This is a genomic window from Jatrophihabitans endophyticus (genome assembly GCF_900129455.1).
GTDB classification, from domain to species: Bacteria; Actinomycetota; Actinomycetes; order Mycobacteriales; family Jatrophihabitantaceae; genus Jatrophihabitans; species Jatrophihabitans endophyticus.
Genome location: NZ_FQVU01000002.1, coordinates 195,915 through 217,368, shown reverse-complemented (window position 1 = coordinate 217,368; position 21,454 = coordinate 195,915). Strand labels below are relative to the sequence as shown.

Genomic DNA, 21,454 nt, shown 5'->3' with positions numbered 1-21,454 from the left:
GTCGGATCAGCCCTCGGCGACCAGCTCGGCGATCCGGCCGATGCCCTCGGTGAGGTCGTCGTCGCCGAGTGCGTAGGAGAACCGGAGGTAGCCGGGAGTGCCGAAGGCCTCGCCGGGAACGACCGCGACCTCGGCCTCCTCGAGGATGATGCCGGCGAGCTCGGTGGTGTTCTCGGCCGTCCGGCCCCGCAGCGAGACGCCGAGCAGCCCCTTCACGGACGGGTAGGCGTAGAAGGCGCCGAGCGGTTCCGGGCAGATGACGCCCGGGATGTCGGAGAGCGCCTTCACGATCGCCTTGCGCCGCCGGTCGTAGACGGCGCGCATCTCGGCCACCGCCGACAGGTCGCCGGAGACGGCGGCGAGCGCGGCGACCTGCGCGACGTTGCTGACGTTGGACGTCGCGTGCGACTGCAGGTTCGTGGCGGCCTTGACCACGTCGGTCGGGCCGATGAGCCAGCCGACGCGCCACCCGGTCATGGCGTAGGTCTTGGCGACCCCGTTGAGCACGACGACCTTCTCGCCCGCCGAGTGGGCGATCGACACCATCTCGGCGTCGCCGTAGACCAGGTGCTCGTAGATCTCGTCGGTGACGACCCAGAGGTCGTTGTCCTTGACCCAGCTGCCGATCGCCTCGACCTGCTCGCGGGGGTAGACCGCGCCGGTGGGGTTGGACGGCGACACGAACAGGAGCACCTTCGTGCGGTCCGTGCGCGCGGCCTCGAGCTGCTCGACGGTGGCCAAGTAGCCGCTCGTCTCGTCGGTCTGCACCTCGACGGGCACGCCGCCGGCGAGCTTGATCGCCTCGGGGTAGGTCGTCCAGTACGGGGCGATGACGATCACCTCGTCGCCCGGGTCGAGCAGCGCGGCGAAGGCGTTGTAGACGGCCTGCTTGCCCCCGTTGGTCACCAGGACCTGGCTCGCCTCGACATCCCAGTCGGTGTCGCGCTTGGTCTTGCCGGCGATCGCCGCCCGCAGGTCGGGCAGGCCGGCCACCGGGGTGTAGCGGTGGTACTTGGGGTCCTTGGCCGCGGCGACGGCGGCCTCGACGACGTAGTCGGGGGTGGGGAAGTCCGGTTCGCCGGCTCCGAAGCCGATGACCGGCCGACCGGCGGCCTTGAGGGCCTTGGCCTTCGCGTCGACGGCGAGGGTGGCGGACTCGGCGATGGCGGCGACTCGGTCGGATACGCGTGCTCCCATGTGGCCATCGTCCCAGACGGGTCCACGCCGCTTCACGCGTGGACGCCGGCCGGTCGCGTGTGGTGGCGTCTGGTCGCCTGGGTCCGGTGCCGACGCCGCCGGGTTGGAGGCGGCGGCCCCGCACCCGTAGACTGGCGCGTCGGGGTCCGGTTGTGGCCTTGCGTCAGCATGTCCACGCGCATGCGGCACGAGGTGCTCCGCACTCCCGCAGGTCCCTAGGGGCGTGGCTCAATTGGTAGAGCACCGGTCTCCAAAACCGGCGGTTGCAGGTTCGAGTCCTGTCGCCCCTGCGTACGAAGGCACCACCGGTCCGCGCCCCGCGGAGCGGCGACGAACGTGAGGAGTACTCGTGGCGACGACTCGGACCGAGTCCCCGGCGGCACGCCCGTCGCGGGGTCGCGGCGGCGCCCCGACGCGTTTCGTCCGCGAGAGCGTCTCCGAGCTGCGCAAGGTGCTGTGGCCCTCGCGCAGCGAGCTCGTGACGTACTCGATCGTGGTCATCGTGTTCGTGGTGATCATGGTCGCGATCGTCGCCGGGCTCGACCTCGGTTTCGCCAAGCTGGTGATCCTCGCCTTCGGGTGATCACCGGCGGCGGCCGCCCGACACGTCGGGCCGGGCCGCGACGAACCGCATCCCGCAATCGAGCAAGAGAAGAGTGAACGTGTCCGAGTACGACGAGGCCGCCCGTCCGACCGAGTCCGACGACCCCGAGGCGCAGCGCGACGAGGCGACGAGCGAGTCGGCCGAGTCGGCCGAGTCCGGTCCGGCCGACGTCGCCGAGGCCGCCCGCCTGCTGGGTGCCGACGACGACGAACCGACCGCGAACCCCGCCGACGACGAGCTCGACGTCACGCTCGGCGGTGACGACGCCGTCGCGACGGCCGACACCGAGGCTGCGGCCGACACCGTCGACACCGAGGCCGCGGCCGACACCACGGCCGAGACCGACGCCGACGGCACCGTCGACAGCGCGGACGGCCCCGCCCCGGCCGAGGCCGAGGAGCTGCTCGGCACGAGTGTCGAGACCGCGGCCGCGATCGCGCCGGACACCACCGAGGCCGTCGAGGCCGCTGCGGACGAGGACGCCGAGGACGAGGACCCGATCGAGGCGCTGCGTCGCGAGCTGCGCATGCAGTTCGGCGACTGGTACGTCGTCCACTCCTACGCCGGCTACGAGAACAAGGTGAAGACCAACCTCGAGAGCCGCATCCAGTCCCTGGACATGGAGGACTACATCTTCCAGGTCGAGGTCCCCACCGAGGACGTCGTCGAGATCAAGAACGGCAAGCGCCAGCAGGTGCAGCGCAAGGTGTTTCCCGGCTACATCCTGGTGCGCATGGACCTCAACGACGAGTCCTGGGGCGCCGTCCGCAACACACCCGGCGTCACCGGGTTCGTGGGCGCCACCTCGCGGCCCTCGCCGCTGAGCGAGGACGAGGTCCTCAAGATCCTCGCGCCCGCCGCCAAGAAGGCCGAGGCCGTCGCCACGGGCGGCGAGAAGGCCAAGACCGGCGTCGCGGAGAAGCCGGCCGTCGAGGTCGACTTCAGCGTCGGCGAGTCCGTCACCGTCATGGACGGCCCGTTCGCCACGCTCCCGGCCACCATCAGCGAGATCGACGCGATCCACCAGAAGCTGCGGGTGCTGGTGTCCATCTTCGGCCGTGAGACGCCGGTCGAGCTCTCGTTCAGCCAGGTCGCCAAGATCTGAATCCGTACGTCCGTCCACCAGAAGAAGAGAAGTCATGCCTCCGAAGAAGAAACTCGCCGCGATCATCAAGCTGCAGATCCAGGCGGGCGCCGCGAACCCGGCGCCCCCGGTCGGTCCCGCGCTCGGTCAGCACGGCGTGAACATCATGGAGTTCTGCAAGGCGTACAACGCGGCCACCGAGTCGCAGCGCGGGCAGATCGTCCCGGTCGAGATCTCGGTCTACGAGGACCGCTCGTTCGAGTTCGTCACCAAGACCCCGCCGGCCGCGCGGCTGCTGCTCAAGGCCGCGGGCGTCGACAAGGGCAGCGGCGAGCCGCACACCAAGAAGGTCGCGAAGGTGACCATGGACCAGGTCCGCGAGATCGCGCAGAGCAAGATGGAAGACCTGAACGCCAACGACATCGACCAGGCCGCGAAGATCATCGCCGGCACGGCACGCTCGATGGGCATCACCGTCGAGGGCTGACCGTGCAGGTCGCCCCCGGCAGCACGTGTGGGAGGACGCATCCGCGTCCGCCTGACCACTGACCAGAAAGAGAACGCACCATGGCACAGCGCAGTAAGGCCTACCGCAAGGCCGCCGAGCTCATCGACGAGGACCGCATCTACTCCCCGCTCGAGGCCGCCGGCATCGCCCGTCAGGCGACGTCTACCAGTTTCGACGCCACGGTCGAGGTCGCGATGCGGCTCGGCGTCGACCCTCGCAAGGCCGACCAGATGGTCCGCGGCACCGTCAACCTGCCGCACGGCACCGGCAAGACCGCCCGCGTGATCGTGTTCGCGACCGGCGACAAGGCCGAGGAGGCCCGGGCGGCCGGCGCCGACAAGGTGGGTAGCGACGACCTCATCCAGGAGATCACGGACGGGTTCTTGGACTTCGACGCCGCCATCGCCACCCCGGACCAGATGGCCAAGGTGGGCCGCATCGCCCGCGTCCTCGGCCCGCGTGGTCTCATGCCGAACCCGAAGACCGGCACGGTCACCCCGGACGTCAGCAAGGCCGTGGCCGACATCAAGGGCGGCAAGATCAATTTCCGGGTCGACAAGCAGGCCAACCTGCACCTCGTCATCGGCAAGGCGTCGTTCTCGCCCGAGCAGCTCGTGGAGAACTACGCCGCGGCGCTGGACGAGATCCTGCGCGCGAAGCCGTCGGCGGCCAAGGGCCGCTACGTCAAGAAGATCACCTTCTCCACGACGATGGGGCCGGGCGTGCCGGTCGACGTGAACCGCACCCGCAACCTGCTCGAGGAGACCGCTCCGACCGCCTGAGCGGGACAGCGCGACGAGGGTCCGGCCGCGTGCCGGACCCTCGGCGTTTCACGGGTACGTCGGGTACGTTGCCTGCGTCCGGTTCGTCCGGAAACCGTTCTGGGAGGTCGCTCGTGCGCCGCATCGTGCTCGCCCTGCTCGCCGCCGTGCTCGGAGTGGGCGTCGCGACCGTCGCTCCCGCGGCGGTGGCCGCTGCGGCGACGCCGGCGGCCGGCACCTACACGGCCATCGCGCCCTACCGGGCGGCCAACACCGCGAACGGGATGAACGGCAATCGCAAGGGCGCGCTCCGGGCCAAGGCGGCGTCGACCGTCTCGCTGGCCGGCCGGGTGCCCTCCGGCGCGGCGGCGGCCGTTGTGTCGCTGAGTGCGACCGTCCCGACCACGAACGGGGCCCTGACGACCTATGCCTACGGCGCGAAGACCCCGTCGACCTGGACGCTGCGGTACCGCCCGAAGGTGACGAGCACGACGACGGCGATCGTGCCGTTGAGCAAGGCGCGCTTCACCGTCTACAACGCCGCGTCGTCGGGCAGTGCCGGCTTCGTGGTCGACGTGGTCGGCTACTACGGCTCCCTCAGCTCTTCGAGCGGCTCCGGTCTGCTCACCTCGCTGGCCGCCAAGCGGATCGTCGCCGCGTCGACCGCGCTGGCTGCCGGCAGTACTCGCGTGGTCCAGACCGGGCACGTCGGCACCGTCGCGATCCAGGTGCACGCCCTGAGCACCACCAGGGCCGGTTCACTGTCGGTGTACCGGACAGGTGGTTCGGTTCCCGCGCAGGGCTCGATCTATCACGGCGTCGGCAACGGCTGGTCCGAGCTCGCGTTCGCCCGCACCGACGCCACGGGTCGCGTCACGGTCGCCAACCGGGGCAAGTCGACCGTCCATCTCGCGCTCGACGTCGAAGCCGCGTTCACGGGTGACTCGACCACGGTCGCCGGCGGTTTGCAGGCGTTGGCGCCGCAGCGGGTGGTCTCGGCCCGCAGCGTCGGCGCGGGCAAGGTCTCCGCCGTCACCCTCGCCGGCCACGCGGGCATCGCGCGCACGAAGGTCACGGCGGCCGTCGTCGCCGTCACCGTCGCCGCGACGGCGAAGACGGGTGCCGTCGTGGTGGGCGCGCCGGGGCGTACCGGGAGCGGGACGCGCACCCTGTCCTTCGAGGCCGGGCAGTCGCTCGGGGTCGCCGTGATCGTGCCGGTCTCGAGTGGGCGCATCGAGGTCCGCAACGTGTCCAAGGGATCGCTGAAGGCCTACGTCGACGTGCTCGGGTACCTGCCGTCGAACGACCTGGCACCGCCGGCGAGCAATCCGGCCCGGTACCTTTCCAACCTCACCGAGACGGGCGCCGCGGGCGCCCCGTCCACCGCGGCGGACCCCAGCGAGAATCGCTCCACCCTGCGCACCGAGGGCTGCGTCGACGCCAAGGCCGGTGCGACCTTCGCCCTGCTCGACGTCGGGACGCAGTCGTACCGGTCGCGGCTGTCCACCGCCGAACCGGGCGTGGCGCTCGCCAACTCCTCGCCCACCCAGCGCCTCACGTACGCCGAGCTCGTCGACGCGGTCGAGGGATATCTCGACGGCGTCGCGGACGGCACCTGCAACGCGGCGGGAGCGGCGGTGCGGGTCGCGGTCGGCACCAACAACTCGGGCAACTTCTCCGACACCTCGGACAAGACCAACCCGCGCTACCCCGGCACCACCCGGGGCAAGGACTGGTTCACCGGCGTCGTCAAGCCGCTGCAGCAGTACGCGGCGGGGCTCGGGGCCACGATCACCGTCGCCGCCGCGAACGACATCGAGAACGACGCGACCGAGTTCGACGGGAAGTACCAGAACGCGAAGGACTGGGAGGACAGCTACCTCGCCGCCGCGAAGGGATCGACCGACGACACGCTGGTCTTCAACGGTGCGGCCATCGACTGCCCGGCCTACTTCGGCGACACCACCTCCTCGTGCAACGAGGGGTGGACGTTGGCGCAGTTCGTGGCGCTGACCACGAATCTGGGCCGGGTGCAGGTGCTGCCGCAGATCTACACGGCCACCACCGCCGCGCAGTGGACCAACGTCGACGCCAAGTCCGGTGGCAAGCTCGTCATCGCGGGCGCGCTGACCCAGCGCGCCCTGGACACGACCACCTACGGCGCCGACCAGGGCTGGGCCGCGCTCGTGCGGGGCCTGTCCAGCGTCGTCGACGCGCCCGTCGTGCCGCGGAGCGTCGCCTTCGTCGCCTGACGCGATGTGGCGTCGTCCGCTGCGCTCGCGTAGGCTCGTTCCCGATCCAACCGAAGACCGCTGGTCGTCGCGTGCCCGCACGTGACCGAAAGCCTGACGACATCGTCAGCGACCCGCGCAGGCTGGCACGTACGGCACTTCCTGCCGCCCCGTGTGCTGCTGCGCGCGGGGCGTCTCTCGTTTCGTCGGCCGACCGGCTCGAGATGAGAGACGAAAGGAGGGGGAGCACGTGCCGAACTCCGAGAAGATCGACGCCGTCGCCGAGATCACCGAACACTTCTCGTCGGCGTCCGCCGCCGTCGTCACCGAGTACCGCGGCCTGACGGTCAAGCAGATCACCGACCTGCGCCGCGCGCTCGGGCGCGACACCACGTTCGCGGTCGTGAAGAACACGCTGACCAAGCGGGCTGCCGTCGACGCCGGTGTGGCGCTCGACGAGAGCCTGCTGGTGGGGCCGACCGCGATCGCGTTCGTCAAGGGCGACGCCGTCGAGGCCGCGAAGGGGCTGCGCGACTTCGCGCGCACCAACCCGGCGCTGGTGATCAAGGGCGGTGTCCTGGACGGCAACCAGGTCACCGCGGCCGACCTCGGCAAGATCGCCGATCTCGAATCGCGCGAGGTCCTGCTCGCCAAGGTCGCCGGCGGCCTCAAGGCCCTGCCCACCCGTGCGGCGGGCCTGTTCCAGGCGCCGATCGCCCAGGTGGCCCGGCTTGCCGCCGCGCTGCAGGAGAAGAAGCCCGCCGACGCCGCACCCGCGGCCGAGGCCGCCGACGCCGCACCCGCGGCCGACAGCACCGCCGAAGAGCCGGCGGAGTAAGTACCCGAACCCGCCGGCTCACCCGGCAAGAACGAAAGGACGCCATCATGGCGAAGCTCAGCACCGACGAGCTGCTCGACGCTTTCAAGGAGATGACCCTCCTGGAGCTCAGCGAGTTCGTGAAGCAGTTCGAGGACACCTTCGACGTCACCGCCGCCGCGCCCGTCGCGGTCGCCGCGGCCGGCCCCGCCGGCCCGGGTGCGGGCGCCGAGGCCGCCGAGGAGAAGGACGAGTTCGACGTCATCCTCGAGTCGGCCGGTGACAAGAAGATCCAGGTCATCAAGGAGGTGCGCACGCTCACGAGCCTCGGCCTGAAGGAGGCCAAGGACCTCGTCGACGGCGCGCCGAAGCCGCTGCTGGAGAAGGTCAACAAGGAGGCCGCGGACAAGGCCAAGGAGGCCCTCGAGGGCGCCGGCGCCACGGTCACGGTCAAGTAGTACCTGCACCACTCGCGAGGGGCGGTCCGCTACGGCGGGCCGCCCCTCGTCACGTGCTGTGGGACGAACCGATCAGTCGAGGCCGAGCAGCGCGGTGAGCTCGGCGGACGGCCGCACCGACCCGACGACGCCGCCGCCCCCGGTGACGTCCACCGCCGACCAGCGGCGCACCGCCGGGCCGTCGAAACCCCAGTACCGCAGCGCAGCGGCCAGTAGCGGCGGCAGGGCGCGAGCAGCACCGTCCTCGACCTTGGCCGCGAAGGCCCGCCCGTCGGGGAGGGCCGCGGCCCAGACGCCTTCGGCGCCGTCCTTGGCCAGCAATCCGTCGACCTCGGCGAGCAGCTCCGACACCGCCCGGCCGGTCCCGCCGACGAGCTGCGGGTGGGCCCGGACGGCCGCGACGACGGTCGCCTCCGGGGTGTCCGGCGCGGCGACGGCGAGCGCGGCGAAGCCGCGGGCCAGCGCGACCAGCGGGACCGCGTGCGCGGGGGCGCCGCAGCCGTCGACGCTGGACGCCGCGATCGGGGCACCGCACAGCCGCTCGATCTCGGCGACGACCGCTCGCTGCAGCGGGTGGTCGGGCGCGAGGTAGCCCCCAACGTCCCACCCGGCGGCGACGCAGGTGGCGACCATCGCCGCGTGCTTGCCCGAGCAGTTGTGGCACAGCGGCGCGGGCTGACCGCCGCCGGCGACGTAGTCGATCAGCGCGTTCCGCTCGCCGGGCAGGTCGGCGGGGCAGCCCAGCGCGTCCTCCCCGAGCCGGGCCGCCGCGAGGGTGCGGCGCACCCCGTCGCGGTGCACGCCCTCGCCGTTGTGGCTTGCCGCGGCCAGCGCGACGGCCTCACGGCTGCCCTGCCAGCCGGCCCGCACCAGCGTCGAGGCCTGCATCGGCTTGAACGACGAGCGGGCGAAGACCGGGGCGTCGATCTCGCCGGCCGCGGTCTCGACCGCTCCGCCGGGACCCAGCAGGACGACGGCGCCGCGATGACGCGACTCGACCCGCCCGCCGCGCACGACGTCGAGCAGGACGGGGACCTCGGTCACGCCTACCGTCCGGTCAGCCGGTCGTGGTCGGTCGCGTCGAGCGCGCCGTCGGCGACCGCCCGATCGTAGGCCGCGGTGACCTCGGGCCCCGCTGCCGCGTAGCGCCGCGCCAGGCGCTGGGTGGGCTCGGGCGAGAGCTGCGCGAGCAGCGTGCCGAGCTCGCGCCACAGGCCCTCGGCCGGCGCGGCGGCGAGCAACTCGTCGAGCTGCGTGTCGGTGAGCATGCCGCCGACGAGGTCCAGTCGCGAGGCGTCGTCCATGACGTCGGCGACGTGCAGCAGCTGCCCGCCGCCGAGCTCGGCGACGCTCGCGCGGAGCGCGGGTTCGCTGACCTGCTCGACGAAGCCGGCGATGACGATCCACTCACCGCGGCGGGCCAGCTCGCTCGCCACGTTCGCGACCTTGCCGGGCGGGATCGCGGCGACGACCTCGGGGGCCCGGGACGCGTCCATCGCGGCGGACACGTCGGCGAGGTAGCGCTCGGAGACGCGCGTGACGAGGTCGGCGGCCTTGGCCGGTTCGAGCAGCTCGGCGGTGCGCGCGGCCAGCAGGGGCGGCAGCGTCGCCTCGGTGAGCTTCGCCGCGACCGGGAGCGGGACGGTCTTGGACAGCGCCGCGACCCGGGCGAAGTGGGGCCGGTCGGCCTCGAACAGGGCCCCGGCGATCTGACGCCGCAGGGCCCGCAGTTGGGCCGGCGGCACGGCGGCGAGCATGGCCAGCCGCGCCGGGTCGACGTCGAGGGTGTGCGCCAGCCTGCGCAGCTCCGCCGACTCGGTCGCGTTGCGGGCGTGGGGCCCCTCGGGGCGGTCGGTCCCGGTCATCCGAGCAGCACCTTCTTCACGATCCGGCGCACCGGGAACGGGACGTGCTTGAGCGTCGCGTCGAACGACTCCTCGAGGCTCTGTGCCTGTCGGCGGCGCGCGTCGGCCACGAGGTCGGCGAGCGCCGTCCGGTCGGCCTCGGGCAGGGCCGAGACGGCCTCGGGCGGGTCGCCGCCGAGCAGCTCGCGCAATCTGACGTCGGCGGCTGACTGCTGCGACACCCGTGCCCCCTCGGTACGGCCGGATCCCGGCGGGGGAGCGCCCCCGGCGCCCCTGACGCAGCGCAGACTATCCGCCGCCGTGCACAGCTCGCCCACGGCCCGCGACCGCGCCGTTCCGGGACCGAGCACAGGCTGCCGGATCTGCGGTAACGGTTGTGCACCGTGGACGGGCGATCTTCGCGTACATGTGTCACGCTGTGCCGGCCGAGTTCGGAGTTACCACCCGGTACACGAAGTCGTTACATTAGGTGCGCGGATCACTGTGTGCTGCGTGTCACGGGAAATCGTGGCCGGGGGAAGGAGTCGCTCGTGGGTGTCGAAGTCGCGGTGCACGAACTCACGAAGACCTTCGGCAGCCAGACGATCTGGGGGGACGTCACCCTCACGCTCCCGCCTGGCGAGGTGTCGGCGCTGCTGGGCCCGTCGGGTACCGGCAAGTCGGTCTTCCTCAAGTCCCTGATCGGGCTGCTCAAGCCCGACAAGGGCTCGATCGTGATCCGGGACGTCGACATCGCCCGCTGCAGCGAGGGCAAGCTCTACGAGACCCGCAAGCTGTTCGGCGTGCTGTTCCAGGACGGCGCGCTCTTCGGGTCGATGACCCTCTACGACAACGTCGCCTTCCCACTGCGCGAGCACACCAAGAAGAGCGAGCGCGAGGTCAAGTCCATCGTCCTCGAGAAGATGGACATGGTCGGCCTCGCCGGCGCCGAGGGCAAGCTCCCCGGCGAGATCTCCGGCGGTATGCGCAAGCGTGCCGGTCTTGCCCGCGCCCTCGTGCTGAACCCCGAGATCATCCTGGTCGACGAGCCCGACTCGGGGCTCGACCCGGTCCGCACGACCTACATCAGCCAGCTCTTCCTCGACATCAACGCACAGACCGACGCCACCTTCCTCATCGTCACGCACAACATCAACATGGCGCGGACGGTGCCGGACAACCTCGGCATGCTGTTCCGCCGCGAGCTCGTCATGTTCGGCCCGCGCGAGGTGCTGCTGACCAGCGAGGAGCCGGTCATCAAGCAGTTCCTCAACGGCAACATGAACGGCCCCATCGGCATGAGCGAGGAGAAGGACGCCGCGCAGATGGCCGCCGAGCAGGCGATGTTCGCCGCCGGTCTCCGCGACGGCGGCGAAGAGGTCGGCGGCGTGCCGCCGCAGATGGAGTGCTCGCCCGGCGTGCCCGAGCGCAAGGCCGTCGAGCGCCGCCGCCAGCGGGTCCGCGACCTCATGCACACGCTGCCCGACGCCGCGCAGGACGCCATCAAGAAGCTGATGGCCGACGAGGACGAGCACCGCCGCAAGGTCGAGAAGGCGACCGCGGAGATGGACCTCGACGACTCCGGCAACCCCCGGGACGGGGCGAACGGCGAGGACGCGAACAACAACAACGGCAACTCCAACGGCGGCGGTCGTCACAGCGGCGCCCCGCGGCCGCAGCCCACCCCCTCGGGACGCGGCTGATGCCCTCGCTGTCCCCCGTCGGAGGGGTGCGGCAGGCCGGCAGCCTGTTCGCGCTCTTCCTCGACGTCTTCCGGATGACGTTCAAGCGCCCGTTCCAGGTGCGCGAGTTCATCCAGCAGGCGTGGTTCGTCGCCGGCGTGACGCTGCTGCCGACGATCCTGGTGACGATCCCGTTCGGCGCGGTCATCGCGCTGCAGCTGGGCACGCTGGCCCGCCAGATCGGTGCGCAGTCGTTCACCGGATCGGCCAGCGTGCTCGCCATCATCCGCGAGGCGAGCCCCATCGTGGTGGCCCTGCTGATCGCCGGCGCGGGCGGTTCGGCCATCTGCGCCGACCTCGGCAGCCGCAAGATCCGCGACGAGATCGACGCGATGGAGGTCCTCGGCATCTCGCCGGTGCAGCGGCTGGTCGTGCCCCGGGTGCTGGCCTGCATGCTGATCGCCGTCGCCCTCAACGGCCTGGTCTCCGTCGTCGGTGTCATCGGCGGCTACTTCTTCAACGTCGTGCTGCAGGGCGGCACACCCGGCGCCTACCTCGCCAGCTTCTCGGCCCTCGCCCAGCTGCCCGACCTCTACGCCGGCGAGATCAAGGCGCTGATCTTCGGCCTGCTCGCCGGCGTGACGGCGGCCTACAAGGGCCTCAACGCCGGTGGCGGCCCCAAGGGCGTCGGCGACGCGGTGAACCAGTCCGTGATCATCACGTTCATGCTGCTGTTCGCGGTCAACTTCGTGATCACCGCGGTGTACTTCCAGGTCGTCCCGGCCAAGGGCACCTGACATGGCCATGGACGTCGCCGCGACGGCGAAGCGCATCGTGAACGCCCCGCTCGGCGGGCTGGACCAGCTCGGCGAGCAGATCTCGTTCTACGGCCGCGCGCTGGCGTGGACGCCGCGCACGATCCGCCGCTACAAGAAGGAGACGATGCGGCTGCTGGCCGAGGTCGTCTTCGGCAGCGGCTCGCTCGCGATCATCGGCGGCACGGTCGGCGTCATCGCCTTCCTGACGTTCTTCACCGGCACCGAGGTGGGCCTGCAGGGCTACGCGGCGCTCGACCAGCTCGGCGTCGCCTCGTACTCGGGCTTCATCACCGCGTTCTTCAACACCCGCGAGATCGCGCCGCTGCAGTCGGGCATCGCGCTCTCGGCCACCGTCGGCTGCGGGTTCACCGCGCAGCTCGGCGCCATGCGGATCAGCGAGGAGATCGACGCGCTCGAGGTGATGGCGGTGCCGAGCCTGCCCTTCCTCGTCACCACCCGCATCGTGGCCGGCTTCGTCGCCGTCATCCCGCTCTACATCATCGGGCTGCTGTCGTCCTACCTGGCGTCCTACGCGATCGTCGTCTACTACTACGGCGACTCGGCGGGCACGTACTCGCACTACTTCCATCTCTTCCTGCCACCGGTCGACGTGATCTGGTCCTTCTTCAAGGTCCTGATCTTCTCGGTGATCATCATCCTGACGCACTGCTACTACGGCTACACGGCGTCGGGCGGCCCGGCCGGCGTCGGCGTGGCGGTCGGCCGCGCGGTGCGGTTCGCCATCATCGCCGTCATCGTCGTCGACTTCTTCCTGTCCTTCGCCATCTGGGGCTCGACCACCAACGTCCGGGTGGCTGGTTGACATGCCCAAGGAGTCCCTCGGTCAGGTCACCAAGCGCCGGCTGTTCGGCGTGCTCTTCATCGTCATCGTCGTCGGTCTGGTCTCGCTGTCGATCGCGATCTACGCCAAGGTCTTCACCGACACCGTCGACGTGACGCTGAAGGCCAACCACACCGGCAACCAGCTGCTCAAGGACTCCGACGTCAAGGTGCGCGGGCTCATCGTGGGGTCGGTCAAGGACGTCCACGCCGACGGCGCCGACGCGACGGTCGATCTCGCGCTGGAGCCGGACAAGGTCAAGGAGATCCCTAAGAACGTCTCGGCGCAGATCCTGCCCAAGACGCTCTTCGGCGAGCAGTACGTCTCGCTGATCATCCCGACCGATCGCCAGGGGCAGATCGCGCAGGGCGACACCATCGACCAGGACCGCTCGAAGGGCGCGCTCGAGGCGCAGACGGTCTTCGACCACCTGTTCCCGGTGCTCACGGCCGTGCGCCCGGCCGACCTGAACGCCACGCTGACCGCGCTCGCGACCGCGTTGAACGGCCGGGGCGAGAAGCTGGGGCGCACCCTGGTCGACCTCGACACCTACCTCAAGGGCCTCAACCCCCACACCAAGGCGCTGGTGGACGACCTGAAGAAGCTCGGCCAGGTCGCCGAGGAGTACGACGACGTCGCCCCCGACATCTTCGACACCCTGACCAACCTGCAGACCACCGTGAAGACGGTCGTCGAGAAGCAGCGCGGCATCGACGAGCTCTTCACGACGGGCACGGACGCCTCGGTGGTGCTGTCGGGCTTCCTCGAGCAGAACCAGAGCCGTCTCATCGCGGTGACCGGCCAGACGGCCAAGATCTACCCGCTGCTCGCGGAGTACTCGCCGGAGTTTCCCTGTCTGTTCGAGGGCGTCAGCAACCTCGCCGACGGCCTGAACAAGACGATCTACGACAACTCGATCCACCTCAGCATCACGCTCGACGCGTCGAACCAGGGCAAGTACGTGCCCGGCAACCAGCCCAAGATCGTCACCGGGTACGGCCCCAACTGCTTCGGCCTGCCCCACAACGTGCCGATGACCGACGGGAAGTTCCAGATCCCGGACAAGTACAGGTGCCTCAACGACGGCGCGCCGCTCACCGACGACCCCTGCGCGGGCGGGCCGAGCGCGGCCGGCATGCGCTCGCTCAACTCCTCGCAGGAGAACGCGCTGGTGAACTCGCTGATCGCCCGCCCGCTCGGGACGACACCGACGAAGGTGCCGGCGGCGGCGACGATCCTGTCGGCGCCCCTGCTGCGGGGTAACGAGGTGACGGTCAAGTGACGCGCTTCGTCCCCCAGCTGATCAAGCTGCTCGTGTTCCTGCTGGTCACGGCCGCCTTCACCTACGTCCTCGGCGCCACGATCTCCAACCAGTCCTACGGCGACGCGACGTCCTACAAGGCGGAGTTCACCGACGTCACCGGCCTCAACGAGGGCGACGACGTCCGCATCGCCGGCGTCCGCGTCGGCGGCATCGAGAGCATCGCGCTCCGCAAGCGGTCCGACGGCCGGCGCAGCAGCGTCGCCGACGTCACCTTCACCGTGCAGAAGTCGCGGCCGCTGCCCACGAGCGCGACGGCGACCCTGCGCTACCGCAACCTCGTCGGGCAGCGTTACCTCGACATCGAGCGCGGCGCCGGCGACACGGGCAAGACGATGCGCGGCGGCGACACCATCCCGCTGAGCCGGACGAAGCCGGCGGTCGACCTCACCGTGCTGTTCCAGGGGTTCCAGCCGCTGACGCAGGGCCTCGACGCCGGCACGCTGAACCAGCTCTCGCTCGAGATCGTGAAGACGTTGCAGGGCGAGGCCGGCAGCCTGCAGACGCTGCTGGCCAACCTGGCCGACCTCACCAACACGCTGGCCGACAAGGACCAGGTCATCGGCGACGTCATCGACAACCTGTCCTCCGTGCTGACCGCGGTCGGCCAACGGGACACCGAGCTCAGCCAGCTCATCATCCAGCTGAAGAACTTCGTCTCGGGGCTGGCCGGTGACCGCAAGACGATCGGCAACGCCATCGACGGCATCAACGATCTCGCGACGTCCACCGCCGGCCTGCTCACCCAGGTGCGCAAGCCGCTGCGTGACGACGTCGTCCAGCTCAACGGGCTGCTCGGCAACCTCAACCGCAACAGCGACACGACCAAGTACGTCCTGCAGCAGCTGCCGCCCACGCTGGCCGGCCTGATCCGGACCGGGTCGTACGGGTCGTGGTTCAACTTCTACCTGTGCGCGGTGCGCGGGCAGGTGTCGCTCGGCAGCCTGAAGATCCCGGTCCCGGCCACCAACATCGGCACCGGAAGTCGGTGCGGCTGATGAGCGAGCAGACCAACGCCAACGAGGTCGACTCGACCCCGGTCGCGACCCGCAAGGCCCCGCGCATCGGCAAGTCGTTCTCCTCGCGCAATCCCACCCCGATCGGCGCGATCGGGTTGGTCTTCATCCTCGTGCTGCTGTTCGCGGCGTTCAACGCCAAGTCCCTGCCGCTCATCGGCGGCGGCACCGAGTACACCGCCGAGTTCAAGGAGTCGGCGAACCTGCAGCCCGACGACGACGTCCGGATCGCCGGCGTGCGCGTGGGGACGGTGGACAGCGTCGGCGTCCACGACAGCACGGTGACGGTCAAGTTCACGGTGAAGGACGGCTTCGTCGGCGACCGCAGCACCCTCGACATCAAGCTGCGCACGCTGCTCGGAGCCAAGTACATCTCGATCGACTCCGTCGGCACCCAGAGCCAGGACCCGGACAAGGTGATCGGCAAGGACCGCACCACCTCGCCGTTCGACGTCTACCCGGCCTTCACCAAGCTGACGAACACGATCGACGACATCGACACCAACGCCCTGCAGAAGGCCTTCGCCACGCTCTCGGACGACTTCCGGGGGACTCCCGCGTCGGTCGCCCCGGTGGTCCGGGGCCTTTCGCGACTGTCGCTGACCGTCTCCTCGCGCGACACCCAGCTGCGGACGCTGCTCGCCCGCGCCAACCAGGTCACCGGGGTGCTCGCCGCCCGCGACACCGACCTGCAGAAGCTGCTCGCCGACGGCAACCTGCTGCTCGACGAGTTGAACCAGCGCCGCGACGCCATCCGCAGCCTGCTCGTCAACACCCGCGTGCTGTCGATCCAGCTCCGCGGCCTCGTCGCCGACAACCAGAAGACGCTGCAGCCGCTGCTGGACAACCTCGACGAGCTGTTGACGCTGTTGCGCAACAACGAGGACAGTCTCGATCGCGGTCTGGCCCTGCTGGCGCCGTTCTACCGGACGTTCACCAACGTGATCGGCAGCGGGCGCTGGTTCGACAACTACATCCAGAACTTCAACGGTTCGGCCGTCGCCGGGCTGCTGGCGAACGCGCTGCCGGGAGGTAGCAGCTGATGGCCATCTCCCTGCGGTCGCTGACGAAGAACGTCGGGCGCCTCGTCGTCCTGGTCGTGGTGGCGGCGGTCGTCGTCGGGGGCGCGCTGTACTTCCTGGCCGGTGACGACATGAAGAAGGTGTCGGCGCGCTTCCCCGCGGCCGTCGGCATCTACGAGGGCACACCGGTCCGGCAGCTGGGCGTCAACATCGGCGACGTCACCAGCGTCACGCCGAAGGGCTCCTACGTCGAGATCGGCATGGAGTACGAGTCGCAGTACTCGCTTCCCCGGAACTCCACCGCCGTCGAGGTCGCCAACTCCCTCGTCAGCGACCGCTTCATCCAGCTCAGCGCCTATCCGGGCAGCGGGCCGAAGCTGGCCGACGGCGCCGCGATCCCGCTGTCGCGCACGGGCGCGCCGGCCGAGCTCGACGACATCTACAAGGCGCTGAACACCCTGTCGGTGGCGCTCGGACCGAACAAGACCAACAAGCAGGGCGCGCTGTCGACGCTGCTGCAGGTGGGCGCGGCCAACCTGAAGGGCAACGGCGCCGCGCTGGGGCAGAGCATCGCCAACCTCTCCCAGGCGGCCAAGACCCTGGCCACCGGCCGCAAGGACCTCTTCGGCACGGTCACCAACCTGCGCAAGTTCACCGGCGCGCTGAAGGCCAGCGACGGCCAGGTGCGCAAGTTCAACCTGCAGCTCAAGCAGGTGGCCGGCGACCTCGCGGCCGAACGTGGCGACCTGGGGGCGGCGCTCAAGCAGCTCGGCCTCGCGCTCGACGAGGTGAACTCCTTCGTCAAGAAGAACGCGTCGAAGTTCCACAAGGACGTCACCGGGCTGCGCGAGATCACCGGCGTGCTGGTCAAGCAGAAGGGCGCGTTGACCGAGACGCTCGCCCTGGCGCCGGTCGCGCTGGCCAACATCGTGCACGCCTACCAGCCCAACCTCGGCGTGCTCGCCACCCGCGGCAACCTGGCCTCGCTCACCGATCCGGGCCAGCTCTGCGTGATCATCAAGGTCGCGACCGACAAGGTCGCCGACCTCGGTGGCGGCGTGCTCGGCAACGTGCTCGGCCCGCTCACCAAGACCATCGTCAACACCTGCACCAGCCTGATCAAGGGCAGCAAACAGCTCACCGACCTGCTGGACGACCCCGACCTCGCGGGTCTGGGCGACCGGCTGTCGCAACTGCTCGGGGGTCTGCCCGGGCTCGTCCAGGGCGGGTCGTGACGATGCGGGCGAGACGACTGGTCGCGGTGGCGACGGCGGGCGTGCTGGCGCTGTCCGGCTGCGGTTTCAAGGGGCTGTACTCGACCCCGCTCCCGGGCGGGGCCGATCTCGGCGACCACCCGTTCGAGGTCACCGCCTACTTCGACGACGCCCTCGACCTGGTCCCGCAGTCGGCGGTCAAGGTGAACGACGTCGCGGTGGGCAAGGTGACGGCGATCAGCCTGGACGGCTGGTCGGCCAAGGTGACGATGGACGTCAACGACTCGGTGAAGCTGCCCGCCAACGCCACCGCCGAGATCGCCCAGACCTCGCTGCTGGGCGAGAAGTACGTGTCGCTGGACCCGCCCACGGGCACGGCGAGCGCCCAGCGGCTCCGCGGCGGGTCGCGGATCTTGCTCGACCACACCCGCTCGGCGGCCGAGGTCGAGCAGGTGCTCGGCGCGCTCTCGCTGCTGCTCAACGAGGGCGGCATCTCGCAGCTGCGCATCATCGGCAACGAGCTCGTCAGCGCCCTCAAGGGTCGCGAGCCGCAGATCAAGGACCTGCTCAAGCAGCTCAACACCTTCGTGGGCACGCTGGACAACCAGAAGACCGACATCACCAACGCCCTCGACAGCATCGACCGGCTCAGCGCCACGCTGGATCGCCAGAAGAAGGTCCTGACCGATGCGCTCGACACCTACCCCGCCGCGCTGCGGGTGCTCGCACAGGAGCGTGCCAAGTTCACCAAGCTGCTCACCAGCCTGGACCGGCTCGGCACGGTCGCGACCAAGGTCATCGACGGCACGCAGAGCAACCTGGTGACCTCGCTGAAGGCGTTGACCCCCACGCTGCGCCAGCTGCGGGCCAGCGGCGACTTCCTGCCCAAGTCGCTGCGCGTGCTCGGCACGTTCCCGTTCCCGCTCGGGACCACGCGGCAGCTGGTGAAGGGCGACTACGCCAACCTCAACCTGTATCTGAACCTGGACCTCACCGAGACGCTGTGCGGGCTGTCCAAGGCGCTGTGCTCCGGGCTCAACACCAGTTCCGCGAGCACGAGCAAGGCCGGCGACAGCGCGGGCCACAGCGGATCCAGCGCGCAGGTACGTCAGATGCCCGGCGTCCTCGTCGAGTCGGGGCGGTGAGGCGCGGATGCTGAGGCGATCGACGAAGATCCAGCTGATCCTGTTCGTCATCCTGACGCTGGTCGGGGTGTCCTACGTGTCGGCCGAGTACGTCGGGCTGGCCAAGAACGTGTTCAGCGACGGCTGCACGGTGTCGGCGGACTTCAAGGACTCCGGCGGCATCTTCACCAACGCCGAGGTCACCTACCGCGGCGTCACGGTCGGCAAGGTCGGCGAGATCCACCTCCGCCGCGAGGGCATCCGCGTCGACCTGGACATCGAGGACTGCGGGGACAGCCACGTCCCCACCTCGGCGGCGGCCCGCGTGAACAACCGCTCGGTCGTCGGCGAGCAGTACGTCGACCTGATCCCACCGAACGGCCGAGGGCCGTTCTTCAAGGGCGGCGAGCGGATCCCGCAGAGCCGCACGTCGATCCCGACGCCCACCAACGTGCTGCTGACCAACCTGAACCGGCTGGTGCAGTCGGTGCCGCTGGACGACCTGCGCACGACCGTGAGCGAGCTCGGCAAGGCCTTCGACGGCCGCGGCAACGACCTCGCCCGGCTGCTGGACTCGACGAGCCTGCTGCTCGACGGCGCCCAGCGCAATCTGCCGGACACGATCGCGCTGATCAACAACTCCGCCACCGTGCTGCAGACGCAGCTCGACGTCGCGCCGTCGCTGCAGTCCTACACGAAGAGCCTGAAGCTGCTCTCCGAGCAGCTGAAGAAGAGCGACCCCGACATCCGGCGACTGCTCGACACCGGCCCGGACGACCTCACGACCGTCCAGAAGCTCATCCAGGACAACCGCACCGACCTCGGCATGCTGCTGGCCAACCTGGCCACGGTCGGCGACCTCATCGTCAATCACCTCGACGGCACCGAGCAGATCCTCGAGCTCTACCCGGCGCTGGCCGCCGGCGGGCAGAGCGCGGTGCGTGCGGACAGCCTCAGCTCGGGCCACAACGTCGGCGCACTCGGGCTGGTGCTGACGAACGCCAACGACCCGGCCGACTGCGGCGCGCCGCGCGGCGGCCGGCAGGGCTACCAGGGGACGAAGATCCGCGATCCCAGCCAGACCGGCCCGATCGCGCCGAACGTCGCCGCGCGGTGCACCGCGTCGGCCGGCAGTGGCGTGAACGTGCGCGGCGCGCAGAACGTCCCAGGCGCCCCGCCCATCTCGACCGCCGGGTCCGGCACCTCGTACCCGCGCGCCATCACCAAGGACATGGTGCAGGTCGACACGTCGCTCAAGCACGTCAACCTCGGCGACGCCGGCTGGCTGGCTGTGCTCACCGCCTCGCTGCGGTGACTCTCACCGCCGCGACGTAGCATCGCCCGGTCCTCGTCGACACCGGGTCCGGACCTTCAGCTGAGGAGCACCTACGAGCATGGCGCAGTCGCGACGCCTGGCCCCCCTGGTCTGCGCGGTGGTGGCGCTGGCGGCCCTGGTGGCGGCGTTCCTCGCCTGGCGCCTCGTCGGTGACGACTCGTCGTCGGGCTCCCGGACGTTCACCGGCCAGGAGACCGCCGCCGTCGAGGCGGCCCAGACCGAGGCCGCGAACCTGCTCAGCTTCCGCCGCGCCCACTTCGACGCCGACGTCAAGCGCGCGCTCGCGGGCGCGACCGGGTCGGTCGTCACCGACATCAAGCGGCGCACCGCCGACGTCAAGAAGCTGATCACCGCCGGCAAGTTCGACCTGGTCGCCAAGGTGACCCACGCGGCCCTGGTGGGCCGCGTCGACGACGACAAGGTGACCGGCTACGTCGTCCTCGTGAGCCTCAACGGCTACCGCTCCGACCAGCTGACCAACCCCACCGCCCAGCAGAACCTCTCGGTCACCGTGGTCCAACAGAGCGGCAGATGGCTGGTCAACCAGGTCGACAGCATCGGGGTCACCTCGTGAGCGACGAGACGGACGAGACCGGCGAGACGAACGAGACGGACGAGACCGGCGAGACGAACGAGACGAACGAGACGAACGAGACGCCGAAGACGCCGGACGCAGCCCCGCCGCGGCCGCGGTCGGCGGCGTCGCGAGCCCGCCGCATCGGCGGTGCCGCGACCGGCGTCGGCCGCGGCGACGCGTCACGGCCCACTCCCGGACGGGCGCGGCCGGCGACGGAGCCGGACGCCGACGCGCCGGCCGACACCGACACCGCCGGGACGGGCGGGCCGGTCAGGCTGCGCAAGGGCGCGTCCGCCGCCGCGACGAGCGACGAGGACGCGGACGAGGACGAGGCGGCGGCCACGGGCGGGTCGTCGGCCGCGAAACCGGGCCGCCGCACCGTGACGGTCGCCCTGCCGGGTTGGGTGAGCTGGGTGCCCGCCATCGCCTTCGCGGCGGCGGCGATCGTCTTCCTGGCCCTCTTCGCCGCCGACCAGCTCGGCGGCGACGACGACACCACGTCCGCCGCCCAGCGCGACACGGTGCTGGCCGCGGCCAAGACCTGCGTGGCCCGGCTCAACACGTACAAGTACAACGCGCTGGACGCCGCCGAGAAGGCGGGCACGCAGTGCACGACCGGCCGGCTCACCACCGACTACCGCAAGACCCTGAACACGATCATCCGCAAGAACGCGCCGAAGCTGAAGGCCACCCAGGTCACCGTCATCAGTCGGGCCGGCATCGAGTCGGTCTCCGGCAACGGCAAGCAGTGGACCGTCCTGCTCTACGGCCAGCTCAACATCACCACCGCGAACCAGCCCAAGGGCCGCATCGACCCGTTCGCGCAGCTGGCCCGCATGCAGCAGGTGGACGGCAAGTGGGTCATCAGCAAGGTCGACACGGTGTCGTCCGTGGCGAGCTGACTCCCGCACACCGCGGACGGTGCGCGGCGTGAGCTGACACGCGGCCACGGGAATGCTTGACGTCGCCAGGTACGCCGGGCACAGTTTTCTTCCACAC

Annotated in this window: 22 protein-coding genes and 1 tRNA gene; 19 read left to right on the top strand and 4 right to left on the bottom strand. The window is 70.4% G+C overall.

Going from position 1 to position 21,454, the window contains the following annotated elements:
* Positions 1 to 6: 6 nt before the first annotated feature.
* On the bottom strand, positions 7 to 1,197 hold the full coding sequence (locus BUE29_RS06315) for a pyridoxal phosphate-dependent aminotransferase (protein ID WP_073387754.1): 1,191 nt from the start codon (positions 1,195 to 1,197) through the stop codon (positions 7 to 9).
* 217 nt (positions 1,198 to 1,414) lie between these two features.
* Between BUE29_RS06315 and BUE29_RS06310 the strand changes: the two genes are divergently transcribed.
* From BUE29_RS06310 to rplL, 8 genes are all read left to right on the top strand, one after another.
* A tRNA-Trp gene (locus BUE29_RS06310) sits at positions 1,415 to 1,487 on the top strand.
* Positions 1,488 to 1,546: 59 nt separating this feature from the next.
* Entirely contained in the window at positions 1,547 to 1,780 is a 234-nt protein-coding gene (gene secE / locus BUE29_RS06305; protein WP_073387753.1) for a preprotein translocase subunit SecE, read from the top strand.
* Positions 1,781 to 1,988: 208 nt separating this feature from the next.
* Entirely contained in the window at positions 1,989 to 2,906 is a 918-nt protein-coding gene (nusG, locus tag BUE29_RS23640) for a transcription termination/antitermination protein NusG (RefSeq protein ID WP_073389407.1), read from the top strand.
* 34 nt (positions 2,907 to 2,940) lie between these two features.
* Complete coding sequence (gene rplK / locus BUE29_RS06295; protein ID WP_073387750.1) at positions 2,941 to 3,372, top strand: 50S ribosomal protein L11; 432 nt, start codon at positions 2,941 to 2,943, stop codon at positions 3,370 to 3,372.
* A gap of 80 nt (positions 3,373 to 3,452) precedes the next feature.
* Positions 3,453 to 4,175 (top strand): 50S ribosomal protein L1, encoded by a 723-nt coding sequence (gene rplA, locus BUE29_RS06290; RefSeq protein WP_073387746.1) that lies wholly within the window; start codon positions 3,453 to 3,455, stop codon positions 4,173 to 4,175.
* Between the two features lie 113 nt (positions 4,176 to 4,288).
* Entirely contained in the window at positions 4,289 to 6,406 is a 2,118-nt protein-coding gene (locus BUE29_RS06285; protein ID WP_073387743.1) for a hypothetical protein, read from the top strand.
* Positions 6,407 to 6,635: 229 nt separating this feature from the next.
* Positions 6,636 to 7,223 (top strand): 50S ribosomal protein L10, encoded by a 588-nt coding sequence (gene rplJ, locus BUE29_RS06280; RefSeq protein WP_073387740.1) that lies wholly within the window; start codon positions 6,636 to 6,638, stop codon positions 7,221 to 7,223.
* Between the two features lie 47 nt (positions 7,224 to 7,270).
* On the top strand, positions 7,271 to 7,660 hold the full coding sequence (gene rplL, locus BUE29_RS06275) for a 50S ribosomal protein L7/L12 (protein ID WP_073387739.1): 390 nt from the start codon (positions 7,271 to 7,273) through the stop codon (positions 7,658 to 7,660).
* A gap of 72 nt (positions 7,661 to 7,732) precedes the next feature.
* On the opposite strand, the gene BUE29_RS06270 is transcribed toward rplL, so the two are convergent.
* Genes BUE29_RS06270 through BUE29_RS06260 form a run of 3 tightly spaced genes read right to left on the bottom strand, consistent with a single transcriptional unit; the run spans position 7,733 to position 9,746 of the window.
* A complete protein-coding gene (locus BUE29_RS06270; protein ID WP_073387738.1) occupies positions 7,733 to 8,704 on the bottom strand; it encodes an asparaginase in 972 nt (323 codons plus the stop codon).
* Positions 8,705 to 8,706: 2 nt separating this feature from the next.
* The gene (locus BUE29_RS06265) at positions 8,707 to 9,525 is read right to left on the bottom strand and encodes a hypothetical protein (RefSeq protein ID WP_073387736.1); all 819 of its coding nucleotides are present in this window, start codon (positions 9,523 to 9,525) and stop codon (positions 8,707 to 8,709) included.
* On the bottom strand, positions 9,522 to 9,746 hold the full coding sequence (locus tag BUE29_RS06260; RefSeq protein ID WP_073387734.1) for a hypothetical protein: 225 nt from the start codon (positions 9,744 to 9,746) through the stop codon (positions 9,522 to 9,524). Before BUE29_RS06260 ends, BUE29_RS06265 begins: the two co-directional genes overlap by 4 nt.
* 309 nt (positions 9,747 to 10,055) lie before the next feature.
* Here BUE29_RS06260 and BUE29_RS06255 point away from each other — a divergent pair, with 309 nt between their 5' ends.
* The 11 genes from BUE29_RS06255 (at position 10,056) to BUE29_RS06205 (ending at position 21,357) form a co-directional block, all read left to right on the top strand.
* Complete coding sequence (locus tag BUE29_RS06255; RefSeq protein WP_084180787.1) at positions 10,056 to 11,207, top strand: ABC transporter ATP-binding protein; 1,152 nt, start codon at positions 10,056 to 10,058, stop codon at positions 11,205 to 11,207.
* On the top strand, positions 11,207 to 11,983 hold the full coding sequence (locus BUE29_RS06250; protein ID WP_073387730.1) for an MlaE family ABC transporter permease: 777 nt from the start codon (positions 11,207 to 11,209) through the stop codon (positions 11,981 to 11,983). The genes BUE29_RS06255 and BUE29_RS06250 overlap by 1 nt, the downstream gene beginning before the upstream one ends.
* A 1-nt stretch (position 11,984) precedes the next feature.
* Positions 11,985 to 12,827, top strand: a complete 843-nt coding sequence (locus tag BUE29_RS06245) for an MlaE family ABC transporter permease (RefSeq protein WP_073387727.1) — start codon at positions 11,985 to 11,987, stop codon at positions 12,825 to 12,827.
* A 1-nt stretch (position 12,828) separates the two neighbouring features.
* Positions 12,829 to 14,127 (top strand): MCE family protein, encoded by a 1,299-nt coding sequence (locus tag BUE29_RS06240; RefSeq protein ID WP_073387724.1) that lies wholly within the window; start codon positions 12,829 to 12,831, stop codon positions 14,125 to 14,127.
* A complete protein-coding gene (locus tag BUE29_RS06235; protein WP_073387722.1) occupies positions 14,124 to 15,164 on the top strand; it encodes an MCE family protein in 1,041 nt (346 codons plus the stop codon). Before BUE29_RS06240 ends, BUE29_RS06235 begins: the two co-directional genes overlap by 4 nt.
* A complete protein-coding gene (locus BUE29_RS06230; RefSeq protein ID WP_084180906.1) occupies positions 15,164 to 16,225 on the top strand; it encodes an MCE family protein in 1,062 nt (353 codons plus the stop codon). Before BUE29_RS06235 ends, BUE29_RS06230 begins: the two co-directional genes overlap by 1 nt.
* Complete coding sequence (locus tag BUE29_RS06225; protein WP_073387716.1) at positions 16,225 to 17,439, top strand: MCE family protein; 1,215 nt, start codon at positions 16,225 to 16,227, stop codon at positions 17,437 to 17,439. Before BUE29_RS06230 ends, BUE29_RS06225 begins: the two co-directional genes overlap by 1 nt.
* Positions 17,440 to 17,441: 2 nt before the next feature.
* Complete coding sequence (locus BUE29_RS06220; protein ID WP_143168023.1) at positions 17,442 to 18,563, top strand: MCE family protein; 1,122 nt, start codon at positions 17,442 to 17,444, stop codon at positions 18,561 to 18,563.
* Positions 18,564 to 18,570: 7 nt separating this feature from the next.
* Complete coding sequence (locus tag BUE29_RS06215; RefSeq protein WP_073387709.1) at positions 18,571 to 19,857, top strand: MCE family protein; 1,287 nt, start codon at positions 18,571 to 18,573, stop codon at positions 19,855 to 19,857.
* 79 nt (positions 19,858 to 19,936) lie between these two features.
* The gene (locus tag BUE29_RS06210; RefSeq protein WP_073387706.1) at positions 19,937 to 20,452 is read left to right on the top strand and encodes a hypothetical protein; all 516 of its coding nucleotides are present in this window, start codon (positions 19,937 to 19,939) and stop codon (positions 20,450 to 20,452) included.
* Positions 20,449 to 21,357 carry a hypothetical protein gene (locus tag BUE29_RS06205; protein WP_073387703.1) on the top strand — a complete coding sequence of 303 codons (909 nt, stop codon included), beginning with the start codon at positions 20,449 to 20,451 and terminating at the stop codon, positions 21,355 to 21,357. Before BUE29_RS06210 ends, BUE29_RS06205 begins: the two co-directional genes overlap by 4 nt.
* The last annotated feature ends 97 nt before the right edge of the window (positions 21,358 to 21,454 follow it).